General features: G+C 39.3%; 18 protein-coding genes. 9 read left to right on the top strand and 9 right to left on the bottom strand.

Annotated elements, in window-relative coordinates:
* Positions 1-5 precede the first annotated feature (5 nt).
* The 5 genes from ACO05G_RS08915 to ACO05G_RS08895 all read right to left on the bottom strand — a co-directional run bounded on the left by ACO05G_RS08915 (position 6) and on the right by ACO05G_RS08895 (position 4,288).
* Positions 6-1,625, bottom strand: coding sequence for a CTP synthase (locus ACO05G_RS08915; RefSeq protein WP_421765627.1), 1,620 nt, complete (start codon positions 1,623-1,625; stop codon positions 6-8).
* Between the two features lie 66 nt (positions 1,626-1,691).
* The gene (locus ACO05G_RS08910; RefSeq protein ID WP_421765626.1) at positions 1,692-2,792 is read right to left on the bottom strand and encodes a hypothetical protein; all 1,101 of its coding nucleotides are present in this window, start codon (positions 2,790-2,792) and stop codon (positions 1,692-1,694) included.
* Between the two features lie 18 nt (positions 2,793-2,810).
* Complete coding sequence (locus ACO05G_RS08905; protein ID WP_421765625.1) at positions 2,811-3,287, bottom strand: hypothetical protein; 477 nt, start codon at positions 3,285-3,287, stop codon at positions 2,811-2,813.
* Between the two features lie 2 nt (positions 3,288-3,289).
* A complete protein-coding gene (locus ACO05G_RS08900; protein WP_421765624.1) occupies positions 3,290-3,715 on the bottom strand; it encodes a hypothetical protein in 426 nt (141 codons plus the stop codon).
* Positions 3,716-3,751: 36 nt separating this feature from the next.
* Positions 3,752-4,288, bottom strand: a complete 537-nt coding sequence (locus tag ACO05G_RS08895; protein WP_421765623.1) for an RNA polymerase sigma factor — start codon at positions 4,286-4,288, stop codon at positions 3,752-3,754.
* A 144-nt stretch (positions 4,289-4,432) separates the two neighbouring features.
* Here ACO05G_RS08895 and ACO05G_RS08890 point away from each other — a divergent pair, with 144 nt between their 5' ends.
* On the top strand, positions 4,433-4,882 hold the full coding sequence (locus ACO05G_RS08890; protein WP_348284427.1) for a MarR family winged helix-turn-helix transcriptional regulator: 450 nt from the start codon (positions 4,433-4,435) through the stop codon (positions 4,880-4,882).
* On the opposite strand, the gene ACO05G_RS08885 is transcribed toward ACO05G_RS08890, so the two are convergent.
* The 4 genes from ACO05G_RS08885 to serA all read right to left on the bottom strand — a co-directional run bounded on the left by ACO05G_RS08885 (position 4,879) and on the right by serA (position 9,423).
* Complete coding sequence (locus tag ACO05G_RS08885) at positions 4,879-5,790, bottom strand: universal stress protein (RefSeq protein ID WP_421765622.1); 912 nt, start codon at positions 5,788-5,790, stop codon at positions 4,879-4,881. The genes ACO05G_RS08890 and ACO05G_RS08885 overlap by 4 nt on opposite strands.
* Before the next feature lie 149 nt (positions 5,791-5,939).
* Positions 5,940-7,010 carry an aminotransferase class V-fold PLP-dependent enzyme gene (locus ACO05G_RS08880; RefSeq protein ID WP_421765621.1) on the bottom strand — a complete coding sequence of 357 codons (1,071 nt, stop codon included), beginning with the start codon at positions 7,008-7,010 and terminating at the stop codon, positions 5,940-5,942.
* A 58-nt stretch (positions 7,011-7,068) separates the two neighbouring features.
* The gene (gene ytxJ / locus ACO05G_RS08875) at positions 7,069-7,455 is read right to left on the bottom strand and encodes a bacillithiol system redox-active protein YtxJ (RefSeq protein ID WP_348284424.1); all 387 of its coding nucleotides are present in this window, start codon (positions 7,453-7,455) and stop codon (positions 7,069-7,071) included.
* A 75-nt stretch (positions 7,456-7,530) separates the two neighbouring features.
* Complete coding sequence (serA, locus tag ACO05G_RS08870) at positions 7,531-9,423, bottom strand: phosphoglycerate dehydrogenase (protein WP_421765620.1); 1,893 nt, start codon at positions 9,421-9,423, stop codon at positions 7,531-7,533.
* A gap of 31 nt (positions 9,424-9,454) precedes the next feature.
* Here serA and ACO05G_RS08865 point away from each other — a divergent pair, with 31 nt between their 5' ends.
* The 8 genes from ACO05G_RS08865 to ACO05G_RS08830 all read left to right on the top strand — a co-directional run bounded on the left by ACO05G_RS08865 (position 9,455) and on the right by ACO05G_RS08830 (position 20,356).
* Positions 9,455-10,738: a serine hydrolase domain-containing protein gene (locus ACO05G_RS08865; RefSeq protein WP_421765619.1), complete on the top strand. Its 1,284-nt coding sequence runs from the start codon at positions 9,455-9,457 to the stop codon at positions 10,736-10,738.
* A gap of 194 nt (positions 10,739-10,932) precedes the next feature.
* A complete protein-coding gene (locus ACO05G_RS08860; protein ID WP_421765618.1) occupies positions 10,933-12,204 on the top strand; it encodes a cytochrome c3 family protein in 1,272 nt (423 codons plus the stop codon).
* Between the two features lie 28 nt (positions 12,205-12,232).
* On the top strand, positions 12,233-15,337 hold the full coding sequence (locus ACO05G_RS08855; RefSeq protein WP_421765617.1) for a TAT-variant-translocated molybdopterin oxidoreductase: 3,105 nt from the start codon (positions 12,233-12,235) through the stop codon (positions 15,335-15,337).
* Positions 15,337-16,713 (top strand): NrfD/PsrC family molybdoenzyme membrane anchor subunit, encoded by a 1,377-nt coding sequence (nrfD, locus tag ACO05G_RS08850; protein ID WP_421765616.1) that lies wholly within the window; start codon positions 15,337-15,339, stop codon positions 16,711-16,713. Before ACO05G_RS08855 ends, nrfD begins: the two co-directional genes overlap by 1 nt.
* Before the next feature lie 10 nt (positions 16,714-16,723).
* Positions 16,724-17,251 (top strand): DUF3341 domain-containing protein, encoded by a 528-nt coding sequence (locus tag ACO05G_RS08845; protein ID WP_421765615.1) that lies wholly within the window; start codon positions 16,724-16,726, stop codon positions 17,249-17,251.
* Positions 17,252-17,253: 2 nt separating this feature from the next.
* The gene (locus tag ACO05G_RS08840) at positions 17,254-17,880 is read left to right on the top strand and encodes a c-type cytochrome (protein ID WP_421765614.1); all 627 of its coding nucleotides are present in this window, start codon (positions 17,254-17,256) and stop codon (positions 17,878-17,880) included.
* A gap of 8 nt (positions 17,881-17,888) precedes the next feature.
* Positions 17,889-19,250, top strand: coding sequence for a quinol:cytochrome C oxidoreductase (locus tag ACO05G_RS08835; protein ID WP_421765613.1), 1,362 nt, complete (start codon positions 17,889-17,891; stop codon positions 19,248-19,250).
* Between the two features lie 17 nt (positions 19,251-19,267).
* Positions 19,268-20,356 carry a cytochrome c oxidase subunit II gene (locus ACO05G_RS08830; protein ID WP_348284415.1) on the top strand — a complete coding sequence of 363 codons (1,089 nt, stop codon included), beginning with the start codon at positions 19,268-19,270 and terminating at the stop codon, positions 20,354-20,356.
* The last annotated feature ends 1 nt before the right edge of the window (position 20,357 follow it).

The raw sequence follows: 20,357 nt of genomic DNA, 5'->3' as shown, positions 1-20,357 counted from the left end.
TAGAATTATATCGCCAGACTTTTCTTTTGGTCTAGAGAAGCTTTTACAAATTTCACAAAAAGAGGATGTGGATCCATTACAGTGGATTTTAGCTCCGGATGATACTGTGTGCCCACAAACCAAGGGTGGTCCTTGATCTCCATGATCTCAACCAGGTTAGTTTCTGGATTTATTCCTGTTGCTGTCATGCCAGCATTTTCGAAATCTTCCAAATACTTGTTGTTAAACTCATATCTATGACGGTGGCGTTCCATTATTTTTTTCGATCCGTAAGCTGCGAAAGCTTTGCTTCCTTTTTTGAGCTCGCAAACATAAGCCCCAAGTCGCATGGTTCCACCCATATCTTTGATGTTTTTCTGACTTTCCATCAAGTCAATAACTGGATAAGATGTTTTAGCCATTTCCGTACTATTGGCTTTTTTCTTTCCAATGACATTGCGAGCAAACTCAATAACTGCCGATTGCATGCCCAGACAAATTCCAAAAAACGGAATTTTATTTTCACGCGCATATTGAACAGCATAGATTTTCCCTTCAATACCACGTTCGCCGAATCCAGGTGCAACCAGGATTCCGTCTAAACCGCTTAATTCTTTTTGAACATTATCACCATCAAGTTCTTCAGCGTGTATCCATTTAAGATTCACTTTGCACTCATTAGCTGCACCAGCATGTATAAAGGATTCTGCGATCGACTTGTAAGCATCCTGTAATTCTACGTATTTACCTACGAGTCCTATGCTAACTGAATCAGTCGGGTTCTTCAGACGTCCAAGGAACTCTTTCCATTTTTCAATTTTAGGTTCCTTCTTATAGGGCATCTTAAACTTGGTAAGCACACGCTCATCAAGTTTTTCTTTTCGCATCAAGATCGGTACATCATAGATTGTAGAAGCATCAAGTGCTTCAATAACCGAATTAATGGGTACGTTGCAAAATAAAGCGAGCTTTTTTCGGATCTCCTGAGTTATTGGGTATTCGGATCTGCAGACTAGTATATCTGGTTGAATACCTGCCTCTAAAAGTTCTTTGACAGAATGTTGGGTTGGCTTGGTCTTTAACTCACCGGAAGCTTTAAGATAGGGGATCAGCGTAAGGTGAATAGAAATGCTGTTTGTTGGACCAAGCTCAAATTTAGCTTGCCTAACCGCTTCTACGAAAGGAAGTGATTCAATATCACCCACACATCCGCCAATCTCTGTTATTACAACATCATACTTGCCAGTTTCACCAAGTTTAAAAATGTTGTTTTTGATTTCATCTGTAATGTGAGGAATAACCTGAACGGTTTTGCCAAGAAATTCTCCTTGTCGTTCTTTTTGTATTACGTTGTAATAAATTCTTCCTGTTGTGACATTATTTGCCTGAGATGTTTCAATGCTAAGGAATCGCTCGTAGTGACCAAGATCCAAATCGGTTTCCGCTCCATCGTTGGTTACATAGCATTCTCCATGTTCGTACGGATTTAACGTACCCGGATCAATGTTGATGTATGGATCAAATTTCTGAATGGTTACGGATAAGCCTCTGGCCTGAAGTAGTTTACCAAGAGAAGCTGCGATGATCCCTTTTCCAAGGGAAGATGTTACACCGCCCGTAACAAAGATGTATTTCGTTTTAGACATGAAGAGCTTTTTCCTTTTTCTCGTTACGGGATGCAAAGGTAGGATTTTATTCCTATCTGCAACTGATTATTTGAAAGGAATGCGATAAGAAATTGAAGCTCCAAAATACCCTATTGGATCAACCGTGATAAATTCGCCTGGAAGTTGTACAGGGATACTGTATGTGTAGCTTAACATTAGGTAAAATCGCTCTGTAGATAATGAAAGTGGGAGTGTAAATGCATAATTAAGAACACCAAACTCATTGGAGTCTACATACTCAGTAACCTCGTATCCCTGATTGGCGATTTGTTGCAGGGCCGCCTGATCTTCGTTAGATAAGTCTGAAGAATTACGAAGATCTGTCATTAACTGATTTCGTGTTTGTTCATCAATGGTTCCATTTCTGAACGCCCTTAAAATGATTAAACCAACATATTTTTTTTGCTCATTTGTTAGATTTGAAAACGTTGTAATTCGTTGGATTCTTGCCGCATTTTGGTCACTTATTTGTCTATTTGTAATTCTGAGCTGAGTAATATCGCTATTACCCATCATGACACTAACTGAGGGATACAGTTTGACACTATTGAATACCCACCATTCCCCAAGGTTTATAGCACCTGTTAGGTTTGGGATGATGCGGTTGGCCGTTTCCTCACCAAATAAAAATGAGTAGTCGATCGATGCAAAACCCCATTTAAAATCATAGCTAACAGATCCGCCTACTGAATATTTAAGTGGATTTTCGGATGAGTCCTGTGGGTTATAAAACCAACGTTCTGCATCCAAGGAATAGCTCCATTTTGGATTGTTGAATGTTCCAAGATAGCCAGCCGAGAGCACAGTAGGATTGTAATTTGGATCTGTGCCACTATTCCAGTAGCCTGCAAGGTCACTGTAAAAACCAGATTTATGATAATAGGAAATACCCGGAGATATACCGGATTGATTGATGTCATAATCCCGGCCTGCACTGGTTACATTGGTAGTGAATCCTGCGCGTATGTTTAGCTCACTTTTCGGAGCAAAATCTAAAGTAAACAAGCTATCAATAAGATTAAATATGGATAATGAATCCATATCTTCTTCAATGGCTTTCAACTGTTCAGCATAGCTTAACTCATCTTGAGAAAATGATGATAAAGACAGAGTGAACAACAGTGATATGACTGCTATTAGACGCATCAGGTAGGGTAGGTTGGTTTAGTTGCGTCTATCGTTCAGTCGTCCATCATTTCTGCGTTGTTTTTGTCGCTTCATTTGCTCTGCTCTTATTCTCCTCAATAGCATCTCTTTAAAGTCGTTTTCCGCTTTTCTCAGATTATTGAGTTGGCGTGTTGATATTACTTTCAATATACGATCAGAATAAACTCGTTCCAGCTTTAATTGACGCTCTTTAACCTGATTCGCCATGTCAAGCATCTTCTTATTTTCTTCTTCCGAGGCTTTATTGGGATCAAAATTCCTTCGGGCTTTATCAAAATCCTGCCTGATTTCTTGTCTTTGTTTTCCAAATTCTCGATAGATAGGCCAAAACTTCTCAGCTTGCTGTGGGGTTAATTCCAGCCTTTCGGTGATTAAAGCAATCTTTGCCGCTTCAATCTTCTTCATCGCTTCCGGACTTTGAGAAAAGGCTCCCAGGGCGAATGAAATAAGCATTATGGTTAATAATTTTTTCATGTTTATAAATATTCGTCTTCTAAATCATATTCTAATAACACATCATCAAGTGCCTGATCATCTATTTCTATTCCGTCCAACATCGAGCTATTTTCTAATTCAAAAACATCCATGTTGTCATCAAATGCACTCGCAATATCATATTCATCAAGCTCTATCAGATCCAAATAAGCGATTAGTTCATCTTGTGGGACTTCCGCCAATAGCTTTTCAGGATCTGGCCCTGATTCTGGGATGATGAAGATGAAGGTGATGAGCAGGAGGATTGAAGCAACCATGGCTAAGCTCCAGGCCGGAACTTTCCATGGATTTGATCCTGCCTTCTCCTCGTTAATCCTTGTCTGAATTTTTAAAGGAAGTTCTTCGAAATACTTTTCAGGTACCTCAAATGGCTTTTTTTTCTCTATATCGTCAAGTTTATACTTCATTTCGTATCCTTTTAGATTACCTAAGGTTTAAAAGGTTTAATCACTGTTGATAAAATCTTCAATTTTTTTTACCGCGTGATGGTAGCTTGCTTTAAGTGCTCCAACACTTGTCCCGGTGATTTCTGAGATATCGGAAAACTTCATTTCATCATAGTACTTCATATTAAACACCATTCTTTGCTTGTCTGGCAATTTCAGCAATGCCTTATTCAATTTCATTTGCACCTCATCACCCGTAGGCTCTAGACTACTCGTCAGTTTTTCAGCTAATTCTCCTTCAAGATCATGAATAGGCATAAAAAATCTACGTTTTTTCTTTTTAAGAAAATTCAGACACTCGTTAGTGGCAATCCGATACACCCATGTGTAAAGTTTTGAATCTGCTCTGAATTTTGAGAGATTCTTCCACACTTTAACAAATATCTCTTGAACCAAATCATCTGCGTCATCATGATCGATCACCATTTTCCGAACATGCCAGTAGATTCGTTCCTGGTACTCACGCACTAAAAGGTTAAACCCATAATTTCGGGTTTCCTCATGAGCAATCTTTTCAATTATCTGATCTTCCAAAGTTTTTCAGGTGGGTACAAGTCTTAGATTCTAAAGTTAATGGAAGGTTTAATCTCTTGTAAGCATTTTTACAATTGCAACCTTTATTTTAAAATGTTGTTACATTTAATGTAATTGTATTTAATTTGAAAGATCAATTCGTATATGGGTATATCTGAAGAAATAAAACAGGAGAAGTTTAAAAGCCAATATTCGAAGGCCGTGGTAAATGTGATCTATACCAGTGCCTGGCTTCATCAGCAGCACATTCAGCTTTTCAAATTATACGGTTTAACAACCCCACAATTTAATATCCTAAGAATACTTCGGGGACAACACCCAAAGCCTGCCACAGTAAACTTATTAATTGATCGGATGCTGGACAAAAGCTCAAATGCTTCTCGCATAGTAGATAAACTAGAGCAGAAAAAATTAGTGGAAAGGAGACAGTGTTCTAAAGATAGGAGGGCAGTAGATGTGATCATTTCCGATCAAGGGCTGGAATTGTTGAGGGAAATGGACAGCAAAATTGAAGAGTGGGAGAGAGCCAACGATAAGCTTACCGAGAAAGAAGCTGCTACTCTAAACTCCCTTCTCGATAAGATGAGATCTTAATTTAAATCCATAAGCGTTTCAAGAATTCCAGCCACTGCTCCTTTTTTTCTAATGATCATCAATGGGATTGAGTCATTTATTCTTATCATACGCTCCGCTTTGCTACCGATGAATAATGCAGAAGTTGCTGTTCTCCCTTTAGCTCCCATGACAATCATGTTTACTTTCTTTTTATCGGCCGTGTCCAGGATGAGATCAATGATCTTTCCATTCTCATCTAGCGTTGTAACCGGAATCAATTCCTGATCTTTTGTTTCCGCCTTTTTAATTAAAAACTCCAGATCTTTCTTTGCATGTCCCTTCATAATGTCCGAAAACTCCTTATAAGATTTCCCGGAATACCTATAACTGGACGGAACATTGTAAACGTACTGAAGATAAATTTTAGATTTTAAGTCTTTGGTAAGCAGGAGCGTTCTTCTTAGTGATAATGACGAATAATCAGAAAAATCTACTGGAATAAAAATTTTGTCAAATTTCAATTTTTCACCTTGAGGGATTACCAGCAAATTGCACGGTGACCGGCGAGCAATTCGTGTACTCAATACTGAATCGCTAACCTTCTTGCGTCCAAGTATGATAAGGTCGGATTTGATCTCATTGGCTACATTTAAAATCTCTTTAGTTTCTCCTCCTTGTTTTACAATTATTTTAGTTGGCACATCACATTTGAAGTGCTGTTTAAGAAGTCCTTTTATCTCATCCTTTCGCTCCTTTATTGCTTTATCTAAAAGATCTGGGAATTCCTTTAGAACAGCATCTGGAAGATTGAAGTCTTTAATAATGTTTAAAAAAACAATTTGAGTGGCTCCAGCTACCTTACTTAAGGTGCAAGCATTTTCTATTAAACCCTGATCCATATCAGTGTGATCAAGGCATGTTATAATTTTTTTTAGTGGCGCGATCAAAGCTTTGGGGTGTTATTTACTGCAAAGGTATGCTTGAATAATATTCTAACAACAATTAAAATCTAATTTTCAAAATATTTATTCTTAAAATATTCATGTTGTGAAATTAATACTCGGATAAGCGCAAAATGTTTCAGTTCAACGGAATATTATTCTATTTTTTTAAACATATCACAAATCATCTCAACAGATTCCTTTGAATGCGTTGGGAAATTCGCAATACGTATATGATTCTCTTTATGAACCCCATACCCATTTCCTAAAATAATCCCTTTCTCTTCAAAGAAAGATAGGAATTTTCCTGATTGATCTGTTTTAGCAAGAATGGTGGTCTTAGACCTATGTGGCTTGGAAGACACTAAATGAGAAAGCATTGGATGATCCTCTATTGTTTGATTTAGAATGGCTGCTTTATAAGTGGTGTCATTTCTCAACTTTTTTAGTCCTACCTGAAGCATATCCTGAGCGATCTTGCCCAGGAGGTAAATGAAAAGCATATTTGGTGTTTCGGGAGTCTGTTGCTTTATTCCAAACTTGTGCAGATTTGGTAGCGTCCTATAAGATCCTAAAGAGGTTTGAGTCGCTCTTTTTTCAGCCACTTCATGACACTTCTCATTTGCAATCCATACCCCTAATCCCGGAGGAAGCCCAAAAGCTTTTTGAACAGAGAAATAGGCCGTGTCTATTTGTTTAAAATCTACGGCTAATGACGGTGAAGCACTTACAATATCTAAAGCGATAATTTTATCAGGGTTGTTATTCCTCAGAATTGTTATTTCATCGGCTAAAAAACTGTAACCAACGCTGGTTTCATTTTTGGTGATGCCAATTAATTCTGAATAGTCAGGAACCTCTAATTCGGAAAAAGAATCGCCATCATTGACTTTTGAGAGTGTACTTTGTTTGTTGTGTGCCAGTGCAAAATCATAGAACTTTTGGCTAAATGACCCATTCACAAAATGGTGTGAACTTTTATCAACCAAGTTCTGAATAATCCGATCCCAAGCCTCATTGGCTGAATTTAGAAAATAGATGTGATGCCCTGATGGTAATTCAAGAAGTTCGGCCAAAGCCTCATTCGTCTCTTCTACCACACGAATAAATTTGCTGCTTCTGTGTGAAATTGAAGGAATGTCTTCAAAAAGTGCGCGCTTTAGATGTTCTTCAAATGTATAAAACAGCTGAGCAGGACCGGGAGTGAAGTAGATTTTGTTAGACATAAAAAAAGCTCTTTAAACTAAAGAGCAATATAATTTTATAAATGAAAATAAGGTTCCGTCAAACTCTGGTTTCCATCCATTTAAATGTTCTGTTGATAATTTTGAGGGCTAATTTGATCTTTTTCACACTGATCATTTCTCTCGACTCATCATACATCGTTACACCATCCGCAAAGAGTAGCACCTGAGGATATTCATTGATTACGCCGGCGGACTCAGTGACAGCCTCTGAAATGTTCTTTTCTTTCATTACATCAAGCATGTATAGGTCAAGATCTTCCGGAGAAATCGTCCAATCTCTTTCTAATTGCTCAAGTGCATGAGTGCTCTCAGTAGACGAAGGTCTGTGCTTAAAAATAAGCGCAGGCTTTTCCTTCGAGTTTTCTACAATTTGATCAAACTCTGCTAGTGTACTAAGCGATTTCCAATTAAGCGGGTAACTCATTTTTCAGTATTTAGCTTATTAACGTTAAAATAAGCTCTTCTGGTTGGGTGGTTTTTACTAAAATTTAACTTAAATCTAATATAAAACTCTGAATCTAAGGGTACCTTGGACCAATTTAAGGTCTTTTATTACCTCTTCTTGGTAGTTCTTGTCTATATCCGTAATAACATACCCTATTATATCATTGGTTTTCAAGTATTGTCCCCCAATATTGATGCCATGTTTTGCGAGGATATTGTTAATCTCTGCAAGAATTCCGGGCTCATTTTTATGAATATGAATAAATCTGTGAGCCTGGCTTAAAGTAGGCAGAGTGATATTTGGGAAGTTGACACTATTGGTCGTTGATCCGGTATTTATATATTCAATAATCTTCGAAGGCACAAAATCTGCAATATTCTCTTGAGCTTCTAATGTGCTCCCACCAACATGCGGAGTAAGGATTGTATTTTTCAATCCCATGAGTGGTGATTGGAATGGGTGATCGTTGCTCAGGGGCTCTTCAGGAAATACATCTACGCTAGCACCGTGAATTTTACCGTTTTCAATGTATCGGGCAAGTGCATCCACATCGACTACATGGCCTCTGCTCAGGTTGACAAAGACAACTCCGTGTTTCATTAGTTCAAATTCATTTGAACCAATGATTAGCTTATTTTCTTCTCTTCCATCTACATGCACACTAACTATATCTGATGACTTTAAGAGGTGTTCCAGGCTTGGACATGCTGTTGCATTACCCAACGCCAGTTTCTCCTCTAAATCATAATATTGAACGTTTATACCAATGGATTCTGCAAGGATGGAAAGCTGAGATCCAATCTTTCCATATCCGATGATGCCGAGCGTCTTACCTCGCACCTCAAAGCTTCCATTCGCTGATTTATTCCATTTGCCCTTATGCATTTCAGACATCTTATCCGGAAGATTACGCATAAGCATAATGATCTCAGCAAGAGCCAGTTCCACAACCGAGCGCGTATTTGAGAATGGTGCATTAAAAACCGCTACCCCTTTTTTCAAAGCTGCATTAAGGTCTATCTGGTTAGTGCCAATACAGAATGCGCCGACAGAAAGAAGCCTTTTGGCATTGTCTAGTACTTTTTTGGTTACTTGAGTTTTAGAACGAATTCCCAGGACACTTACGTCTTTAATAGCTTTGACTAATTCGTCTTCTGTCATCCCGGCTGGATATATTTCAACCTGATAACCCTCGTTTTTGAGGCGTTGAATGGCCCCTTCGTGAATATTTTCGAGCATTAAAGCTTTAATCCTATTTTTAGGATAGGAGTGTGCACGCTCAAGTTTTTGACTAAAAAGGAATTCATCTAAAGATGGTGCTTCATGGTCCGCTTCATTAAGTATCTTCTCTCTTCTAACATTTTCTGTAAAAGCATAAAATTTATGTGCCAGCCCGGCTTTTTTAATTTCATAGTCTGTATAGCCATCACCCAGAACGAAAACCTCTCCCTTAAGATTTAAACTTGCGATTTGATTAGGTTTTCCATTATTTGCCGAAAGCATATTCTCTTCATTAAACCCGATTATTGCGCCAGCTTCGTTATAAATAAACTCGTTTGCAAATACGTTTTCTTCTTTAATTCCAAACTTGCTGACGATTGGTACAATGAAGTCTTTGAATCCATTAGAAACAATGTATATCTGATCCCTATACTTATCAATGAACGCTGTATTTCTTTGGAATGAAGGAGAAACTAATTTGCTCAGCCTATCCACTAATTCAGGTAGATCCTTCTGATTTGCATTCACAATATCCAGGCGTTTTTTTAAAGATTCGCGGAATGACATACAGCCATCCATGCCCTGATCAGTGATTGACTTTATTTCCTCAATGGCATTCGCTTGATTTTCGTTATCCTTGAGAGAGATTTCAGCGAGCACATCCAAGGCTTCTACCTGAGTAAACGTGCTGTCGAAATCAATAATAAAATACTTAGTTTGATTCATTGACTTGTAAGGTGAGCATCAAAAATAGATCATGCAAAAACTCCGACATACTTTATTTTCTCTTTTATTTATTGCAATCGTTTTCGTTAATGGACAAGACCGGGATTCAATAAAGAATTGCATAGATAGTGTGGTTTATGGGGCAATTAAAACGGAAGCATTTCCAGGCTGTGTTATATATGCTAGTATAGGTGATAGCCTGATATTTCTAAAGTCTTATGGGTACCATACGTATGATTCGATTAGAAGGGTGGCGGTTAATGATATTTATGATCTGGCCTCTATTACTAAGGTAGTTGGTGGGACATTGGCTATGATGAAATTATATGAATCAGGCCATTACAATCTTGATGATCCAATAGGTGATTACATAACCAAACTAGGCAGAAAAGTTGGGAGAGTTACTTTTCGAGAGGCTATGGCACATCAGGCCGGATTATACCCATGGATTCCCTATCATCAGGAATCAAGAAAGAAAAATGGAAAGTTTAGGAATCGCACTGTGTCCAACGAACAAGATGATGAATACAATTTTGAATTAACTGATAGCTTGTATTTGCACAGGGACTTTTATTCAAAAATCAGAAAGATGATTCGAAAGAGTGATGTCTCAAAAGAGAGGAAATATCGATACTCCGGCATATTTTTTTATTTAATTCCGGAGCTTGTTAAAAACCTAACAGATACGAGTTATCAGGATTATTTAGCTCATCATTTTTATACTCCATTGAGCGCGGTAACTACTACCTTTAATCCATTACAAAAGTTTTCTAAAGAACAAATAGTCCCGACTGAGATAGATACCTTCTTCAGGATGGAAGCGATTCATGGAAAAGTACACGATGAAGGGGCAATTATGATGAAGGGAATATCTGGTAATGCTGGCCTGTTTAGCAATGCAGAGGATTTATCTAAGGTGATGACTCTTTTAGTCAATGAGGGACATATTGACTCAGTGCAATTATTAAAACCACAAACAATCCAACTATTTACTTCTGCTCAATATCCGAACAACGAAAATAGGAGGGGTCTTGGTTTTGATAAGCCACTTCTGCAATATGATTCAATTCGTAGCAGTGTAGCCAAAAGTGCCTCATATGCGAGTTATGGACACACCGGATATACAGGTACGCTTGCATGGGCAGACCCTGAGAATGACTTGATTTTTATTTTTTTGACAAATCGTGTTTATCCCTCTCGAACCTATCGAGCGATCTATGATTTGAATGTTCGTCCCACAATACATCAATACTTATATGATTATCTGAAAGCCAATTCAATCAATAATGAGTACCCTGTCGAAATCACCAAATAAACAACGGCTTTTACTTATTTAAAATGATTCTAAATAAGGTGTTTTATTTTAAAATATTTGTAATTAATATATTGATAATCAGCAGCTTAAGAATAAACAGGTCAATACCCATAAGTAGGGTTATAACCCACCTTTGAAAAACAGCAACCCAATGTTACTTTTGTACGCGTTTGATCTACAAGTCATCGGAATACATGTTTAAAACAACACCGAATCTAACCCGAATATTCTTCAGCCTGGCGCTGGGGATATTTACATCACTGAGCTTAAATGCTCAGGAAATTCCCACAGATGAAAGCATAATAGCAGCCGGGGAGTCCAACTTTAAAACTAATTGTTCTACATGCCATGAAATCTGGAGTGTTAGAATTGGACCTGCTCTGAATGGAGTAACTGAAAGAAGGTCTGTGGAGTGGTTGATTCCATGGATTAAAAATTCTCAGGCAATGATTGCCGCAGGAGATGAGCAAGCAGTTGCTCTATGGGAAGAATACAATCAGACGGTTATGACCGCTTACCCATCATTCTCGGATGATGATGTTTTAGCGATTTTGGCTTACGTTAAAGCAGAAACAGCTGCAGGTCCTCCGGTTGAAGAAGTAGCTATTGTTGAAGTTGAAGGTGGAGGAGACTCTGTTTCTTCTTCTTATTTGATGGCAGTGATCATCATTTTGGTGGTAGTACTAGCTCTAGCTGTTGTCGCATTGATTATAGCGGCTCAAACTTTGGTTAAGCATCTTAAAGATGTTAAAGGACTGGATGAAGCTGAACAAGAGATTGTTTCTCAACAGTTTGATGTTGGGGCTTTCTTAAAGAGCAACAATTTTGTTGGACTTGTGATATTTGTATTCACTATACTGGTATTGAAGACGCTAATAGATGGAGCATTTACCATAGGCGTGCAACAAGGCTATCAACCAGCACAACCGATAGCATTCTCTCATGAATTACATGCAGGACAATATGAGATTGATTGTCAGTATTGTCACACCGGAGTGAATAAATCAAAATCAGCAAATATTCCTTCTCCAAACATTTGTATGAATTGTCATTCACAAATCAAGAATGTAGGAGGTCAAGATGGAGTTTCAGAAGAAATTGCAAAAATCTATGCAGCGATAGATTACGATCCGGCAACACAGACATACGGAACGGATACAAAACCAATCGAGTGGGTAAGAATTCATAATCTTCCTGACTTGGCTTATTTCAATCACTCACAGCACGTAAAAGTGGCTGGTCTTGATTGTGAAACCTGTCACGGTCCAATAAAGGAAATGGAAGTGGTGTATCAATACTCAACACTCACCATGGGATGGTGTATCAATTGCCACAGAGAAACAGATGTAAATACGAAAGGAAACGAATATTACGACAGGCTTGTAAAGCTTCACTCAGAGCAGAGCAAGGAGCCGATGAAGGTTGAAGATATTGGAGGTTTGGAATGTTCTAAATGTCACTATTAATATTCGTAAACTGCTGATCTAAAGTATAATGAAAGAAACTAAGAAATACTGGAAAGGGTTAGAGCAACTGGAAAATACTGCAGATTTCCAAGATAGAGCTTCAAAAGAATTCCCGGAATATTTACCGATCAATAGTGGAGAAAATGGTGAACCATCACGAAGAGATTTTCTTAAGTTGATGGGGTTTGGAGTTGCCGCGGCTTCCCTGGCTGCATGTGAAGCTCCAATTAGAAAAGCCATCCCTTATGTAAACAAACCAGTAGACGTAGATCCTGGTGTTGCTAACTATTATGCATCGACCTATGCAATGGGTAACGATGTTGTGCCGGTGGTGGTAAAAACAAGAGAAGGACGGCCTATTAAAATAGAAGGAAATGATCTTTCTATGATGAGCAAAGGTGGCACAACGACACAAGTTGAATCCTCTGTTCTTTCACTTTATGATGGTGAGAGACTACAAAATCCAAAAATAGCTGGCGAAGATACAGACTGGGACACCCTTGATAACAGAATTAAAACGGAGTTAGCAGCAAATGCTGGAAAAATCAGCATTGTTTCATATTCAAACTGTAGCCCAAGTACATCCCGTGCTGTCGAGGCTTTAAATGAAAAGTACGGAACTGTTGAACATGTTCAATATGACCCAGTATCAATGGCTGGCCTATTGGACGCCTATGGTGAAGCGACGGGAAGTAGAAGCTTGCCAATGCACGACTTTTCAAAAGCGAGCACAATCGTTTCAGTGACTGCTGATTTCTTAGGTAGCTGGCCTAATCAGGCGATCAACAACAAGCAATTTGCAGCAGCGAGAAAACTGGGGCCGGACAAAAAGGAAATGTCAAGGCTTTATGCTTTTGAATCAAATCTTTCACTGACAGGATCTAACGCTGACTACCGACAGCCTATTAAACCATCTCAAGAAGGTTTATATGTTGCTAATCTCTATAATCTGATAGCGCAAAAGGCCGGCTCAGCAACTATTGGTGTCGCCAGACTAGAAGATTCAGTAATGCTCGAAAAAGCGGCCAATGACCTTTGGAGGTCAAGAGGTAAAGCCATTGTTATATCTGGTTCAAACGACAAAAACGTTCAACTATTAGTTATTGCAATTAATGATTTGTTGCAGAGCTATGGTTCAACGATAGATACTTCTAAAAGTGTTAATACAAGAAAAGGAAGTGACGCATCATTTGCACAGCTTGTAAGCGATGTAAAAGCAGGCAGTGTTGGTTCAGTGATATTTTTCAACTGTAATCCGGCATATGATCACCCAATGGGTGCTCAATTGGTCAGTTCACTTGGAAAGGTTAAAACAACGATATCCACTTGTGATCGAATGGATGAGACAAATAGCTCTGTGAAATACATTGCTCCTGATCATCACTTTTTAGAGTCGTGGAATGATTTCGAACCTGTTACCGGTCACATTACACTGGCACAGCCGACAATAAAGAACCTTTTTAACACAAGACAAGCTCAGGAATCATTCTTAAGATGGGCTGATAATTCAACCTCTTATTACGATTTTATGAGAGAAGGTTGGAAGCCAATGGCCTCTGGAGACTTTAATGGATTCTTTGATAAGTGTTTGCATGATGGTTTTTATAATACAGAAGTCTCAGGTGATCAAAAAGCTATTTCGGTTGATGCGATAGTTGTAGCAGGCAACTTAAAAGGATATACAGCTAAGTCAGACGGACTTGAGCTAGCACTTTATACAAATTATTCAATTGGTGATGGTACTCAGGCTAACAACCCATGGTTGCATGAAATGCCGGATCCAATAACGAAAGCTTGTTGGGACAATTACTTCACAGTTTCTCCTCGTCAGGCGAGAGAAAGCGGATGGGATGTTAAAGGTGGAGATATGGACTACAAAGTAGCCACACTTACGGTTAATGGTAAGTCGGTTACAGCTCCTGTAGTTCCACAACCCGGACAGGCCTATGGGACTGTTGGATTGGCTGTAGGTTACGGAAGAACGAAGGCAGGTAAAGTTGGAAATGGTGTTGGAGTAAACGCATACCAATTGGTAAGTATTACTGCTGATGGCCTTCGATTCAATGCCAAAAATGCATCATTAGAATTGAATGGTGAGCAGCGTAAAGTGGCTCAGACTCAAACTGCACAGACCTATGCCGGAAGAGAAACGGTCATTCAGGAAGCAACGCTAAAAGAATATCAAAAGGATCCTCAGGCAGGTAGATACATGCCGCTTATTTCTAAAGCAGATGGTACGAAGGTAAGACCTCATGCTGTTTCTCTTTGGAATGGACACGAGTACCCAAATCATCATTGGGGAATGATCGTTGATCTAAACTCATGTACTGGCTGTGGTACCTGTACTGTCGCATGTCAGACTGAAAACAATATTCCTGTTGTAGGTAAGGAGGAAGTCCTAAATAGGAGGGAGATGCATTGGATCAGAATTGATCGATATTACAGCATGCGACCTGAAGATGAATTTACCTCCGATGATAAGAATCTGATGGAGGTGAAGCAGAAAGAACTTGCAGCGGTAGAAAACCCTGAGGTTACTTTCCAGCCGATGATGTGTCAGCAATGTAACAACGCTCCATGTGAGACAGTATGTCCGGTTGCAGCAACTACACACAGTAGTGAAGGACTAAACCAGATGACTTATAACAGGTGTATCGGAACACGGTATTGTGCAAACAACTGTCCTTATAAAGTGCGTCGTTTTAATTGGTTTAAATACCACGACAATGCCAAGTTCGATAAGAACACCCCAATGAATAATGATTTGGGTAAAATGGTGCTGAATCCGGATGTGACTGTGAGAGCCAGAGGGGTAATGGAGAAATGTACGTTCTGTGTTCAACGAATTCAATCAGGTAAACTTGACGCTAAGAAAGAAGGAAGAAGACCGGTTGATGGTGAGATCCAAACGGCCTGTGCTAAATCATGTCCTACAGATGCATTGGTATTTGGTGACATGAAGGATCCGGAAAGCAGAATTTCCAAAACTTTAAAGCTCAAGTACAAGGAGAAGAGTGTAGAAGCAACTGAGGATAGAGCATATCATGTGCTTGAGGAGTTGAGAGTGATGCCAAACGTTTGGTACTTGACTAAAATCAGAAATAAAGACAAAAACGAAAAAATAGAAGCATAATGCACGCAGAATCAGAAGTACGGATACCCTTAATAACGGGTGGAAAGACACTCCACGATGTTTCTGAGGATATTGCTGGAAGAGTAGAGCAGAAGCCAACAGTTACATGGATGTTGGCAATGGCGGTCTCTTTAGCACTTCTCCTTGCCGGAGGATATGCAGTAGCAATTACTTTGTGGGATGGAATTGGGATGTGGGGCCTCAATAAAACTGTAGGATGGGCCTGGGATATTACGAACTTCGTATGGTGGGTAGGTATTGGTCACGCAGGAACATTGATTTCCGCTGTGCTATTGCTTTTCCGTCAGCGTTGGAGAATGTCAATAAACCGTGCATCAGAAGCAATGACCATATTTGCCGTAATCTGTGCGGCAATGTTTCCGGTACTTCACATGGGAAGACCATGGTTAGGATTCTATTGGGCACTACCATTGCCAAACACGTTCGGATCATTATGGGTGAATTTCAATTCGCCGCTTCTTTGGGATGTTTTCGCAATTTCAACATACTTCTCTGTTTCGTTGGTATTCTGGTACATTGGTTTGATCCCGGATTTTGCCACAATTAGAGATCGAGCTAAAAATAAAGTTTCAAGAGCTATCTATGGAGCACTAAGTTTTGGATGGACTGGTGGAGCCAAAACCTGGTCTCATTATGAAACTGTTTCATTAGTGCTTGCAGGATTAGCAACGCCACTTGTACTTTCAGTACACACCATTGTATCCTTTGACTTTGCCACCTCTGTTATACCCGGATGGCATACGACTATCTTTCCGCCATACTTTGTGGCTGGGGCGATATTCTCAGGGTTTGCCATGGTGTTGACATTACTATTGGTGACAAGAAAAGTTTACAAGCTTGAGGATTACATTACCATTCAGCACGTGGAGTTGATGAATATTGTCATCATTGTGACAGGATCCATTGTAGGAATTGCTTATATCACGGAGTTCTTTATAGCATGGTACTCAGGTGTTGAAGCCGAGCAATACGCATTCATTAACAGAGCAACCGGACCATACTGGTGGGCATACTGGTCAATGATGACCTGTAATGTAATCTCACCTCAGCTATTCTGGTTCAAGAAAATTAGAACGAATCTGGCGGCTACATTCATTATTTCCATTATTGTAAATATTGGAATGTGGTTCGAGCGATTTGTAATTATAGTGACTTCATTACACAGAGATTTCCTTCCATCAAGTTGGGCGATGTTTTACCCAACCATGTATGATATTGGAGTTTATGTGTTCACATTCGGGTTGTTTTTCACGGCGTTCTTCCTTTTTGCGAAGTTCTTCCCTGTGATTAACATGGCAGAGGTTAAAAGTATTATTAAAGCAACTGGAGAAAAGCCGGCACAGTCGGGTAAATAAAGAATAGATTATGTCTCAAGGAACGAACTACATACTGGGCGTTTATGAAGATGAGGACGTGTTGATGCATGCCATCACATCTGTCCGGGAGTCTGGTGTTAAAATCGAGGAAGTTTATTCACCATTCCCTGTTCATGGAATAGATGATGTCCTGGGTTATAAGAGAAGCTGGTTATCTGTGGCAGCATTTCTATTTGGAATTACAGGTACCATTCTGGCGCTGACTATGATGGTTGGTATGATGGGAATTGACTGGCCAATGATCATTGGCGGTAAGGATTATGTTCCAATACCCTCATTTATACCGGTGACATTTGAGATGACCGTTCTATTGGCATCCTTTGGAATGGTAGGAACCTTCTTTGTGATTTCTAATCTAAAGCCATGGGGAAAGCCAAGAATTTATGATATCAGGATTACCGATGATAAGCATGTAATGGCTATCGATCTTGATAAAAATGATAAATCAGAAGCCGATATTAAAAAGGTACTGCAGGGAAGTGGAGCTTCGGAGGTTAATAACAAAAAGTTTGATTGATAATGAAACTAAAGGCATTTAGATATTTAGGGATTATCACGATAGGAGCCATAGTTGCTTCGTGTGCAGCAGGTGTAGATGACACAGGTTTGGAATATGCACCTCAGATGTATCATTCAACTCCATACGAGCCACTGACTCAGATCGTTGAGGAAGATGCTGGTTCATGGCTGGATTCCAATGATGAGGATGGACATGGTGAGTTTTACAACTCAAATCCATACAATCAATTTAAAATGAACATGCGAGAGCCGGTTGCTAATACGGTTAGAAGGGGAGAACCTCTTCCTGTTCGATTGACTATTGATGATTTGGAAGTGGCAGCAACAACATTTGAGAGTCCCTTCAAAGCAGACGATCCTAGTGTAGTTAAAGAAGGTAAAGCATTATACGATAGTTACTGTCAGCACTGTCACGGTGAAAAAGGAAATGCTGATGGTAAAGTTGCAGAAGCATACGCAGGGGTAGCTAACCTTAATGGTGCGGCTTACCTGGAAATAACTGAAGGACACATTTTTCATGTGATCACTTTTGGTAAAGGTTTAATGGGTGCTCATGGGTCTCAGGTTAGTTCTGATGATCGGTGGAGAATCGCTCGATATGTGAAAGAATTGCAAAAGAAGAACTAAGTCTACTCATGGTATCAGAAGAAAGATTTGAATTTACTGCTACTGCCAAGAAGCGCTTAATCATTACCCTAATGGTTGGGTTAGTGCTTTCAGTGCTAGGCTATTTTACATTAGGATCAGGAGATCATGGGGACGGTCATGAAGGTGACCATTCAGAAGTCGTAGCTGATGGACATGGTGAGGAGCCTTATGGAGCTGAGGATCATAATGGTTCCGAAGAAGAGGGACATGCAGAAGAGGGTGAGCATCATGGAAGCAGCCCATCAATCAAAAGGTTGCTATCGAACCTATGGATCAATAATGTGTTCTTTGCAGGACTCTCAATTATTGGAGTCTTCTTCTTTGCCATTCAATATGCCTCTCAGGCAGGATGGTCTGCAGGTATTAAACGAATTCCATTTGCTTTTGGTAGTTGGCTACCTATCGCTTTTGTGTTGATGTTGGTTGTATTTATGATTGGTGGGCATGATATCTTTCATTGGACGCACGCTGACTTATATGCTGCTGAAGGTGGCGATGCAATTGTGAAAGGCAAGGCTGCATATTTCTTCTGGCCACTCGAGGGTGGAGAGTTTCCATTATTTTGGATAGGAAGGCTCGTGATATTTTTTGTTGTGTGGTATCTACTATTTAGAAAATTAAGAGCACTTGCATTTTCGGAAGATATAGAAGGAGGGACTACACAATGGTACAAAATGAGATCTACCTCGGCAATATTTCTGGTTTTCTTTGCAGTATCTTCGTCAATGGCTGCATGGGATTGGATCATGTCAATAGACGTGCATTGGTTTAGCACCATGTTTGGCTGGTATTCATTTGCCAGCTGGTGGGTAGCAGGTCTTGCATTAACCCTTTTCATTGTTGTGATGTTGAAGGATAAGGGATACCTGTCCGTGGTAAACGAGAACCACATCCACGACTTAGGAAAGTTTGTTTTTGCTTTTACGATCTTCTGGACATACGTGTGGTTTTCTCAGTTTTTATTGATTTACTACGCACACATTCCAGAGGAAACAGTATACTTTTTGGAGCGTTGGAAAGACGATCATTACGCTCCTGTATTTTATATTAATTTAATTATAAACTTCTTCTTCCCATTCTTAGTTTTAATGACAAGAGATGCGAAGAGACACTCAAGAATTTTGAAAGTAGTTTGCCCGGCTGTAGTCTTTGGACACTGGCTGGATTTCTATCTAATGGTATCGCCAGGGACAGTTGGAGATAACGGAGGCTTTGGATTCCTTGAGGTTGGATTGATACTTGTTTATTTAAGTGCTTTCTTATATGTGACGTTAAACGCACTATCGAAAGCACCTCTATTTGCGAAGAATCATCCAATGTTGAAAGAGAGTTTGCATCATCATATTTAATTAGTGAGGGATAGGTTATGCTTAATTTAATCATTGTTGTAGCGGTCATTCTAATCATAGCTGTGATATTCACAGCCTACCGCGTTACTACGTTAGTTGATGTTGTAAAAAAGGATAAGAATAAAAGTCATGTACCATCAGGGAATAACTTCCAGGGTGTATTAATGATTGTCTTTCTTATAGCAGGTATTGCAGCGTTCTTTTATTTTTCAATGAAAGAATACGATACCTACAACTTACCAATTGCTTCTGAGCATGCGGTTATTACAGAGAATTTATTCTGGATCACGATGGCTATCACAGTTTTTGTTTTCATCGTAACTCAGATTTTTCTATTTGGATTTGGATGGAAGTACAGGTATAAGGAGTCAAATACGGCTCACTATTATCCACACAACAATAAGTTGGAGTTGATATGGACGATCATTCCTGCCATCGTGTTGGCTTGGTTGATTATTTCAGGGTTAAAACAATGGACAGTAATAACAGGTCCGGCTCCTGAGGATGCTGAGGTAGTGGAAGTAATGGGATATCAATACGCATGGGCGTTCAGGTACCCGGGTAAAGATGGACAGCTTGGTGAATCCGATTTTAGAAAGATTGATGCCATTAATTCTATGGGTATTGATTTGGAGGACCAGAGTGGTCATGATGATTTTATGCCAACACAATTGGTACTACCTAAAGGGAAGCCTGTTTTATTGAAAATAAGAGGTAGAGATGTTATTCATAGTGTTTATAACCCACATTTCCGAATGCAAATGAACGCAGTTCCAGGGATGCCTACTCAATTTTGGTTTACTCCAACTGTTAGTACCGCTGAGATGCGTGAGATAACTGAAAATCCGGATTTTAACTATGAGTTAGTTTGTAACAAGATCTGCGGGAAGAGTCATTACGGAATGAAAGGAATCATCACCGTATTGGAGCAGGATGAATACGATTCGTGGTATAAAGAAAGTCAGGAGAATACATTTTTAAAGCAAAATCCTGACTATATAAGTCAAGTACCAGAGGATTTAAAGGAAGCTGCAAAAATTGCTGCAGGAATTGAAAACATTGAGAAAGAACAAAAGGTTACAACTGCTGCAAGCAGTTCAAAATAAT

It is taken from the genome of Ekhidna sp. (genome assembly GCF_965227465.1).
Taxonomy (GTDB): domain Bacteria; phylum Bacteroidota; class Bacteroidia; order Cytophagales; family Cyclobacteriaceae; genus Ekhidna.
Note: the sequence above shows the minus strand (reverse complement) of the source record. Positions and strands in the feature narration are given on the sequence as shown.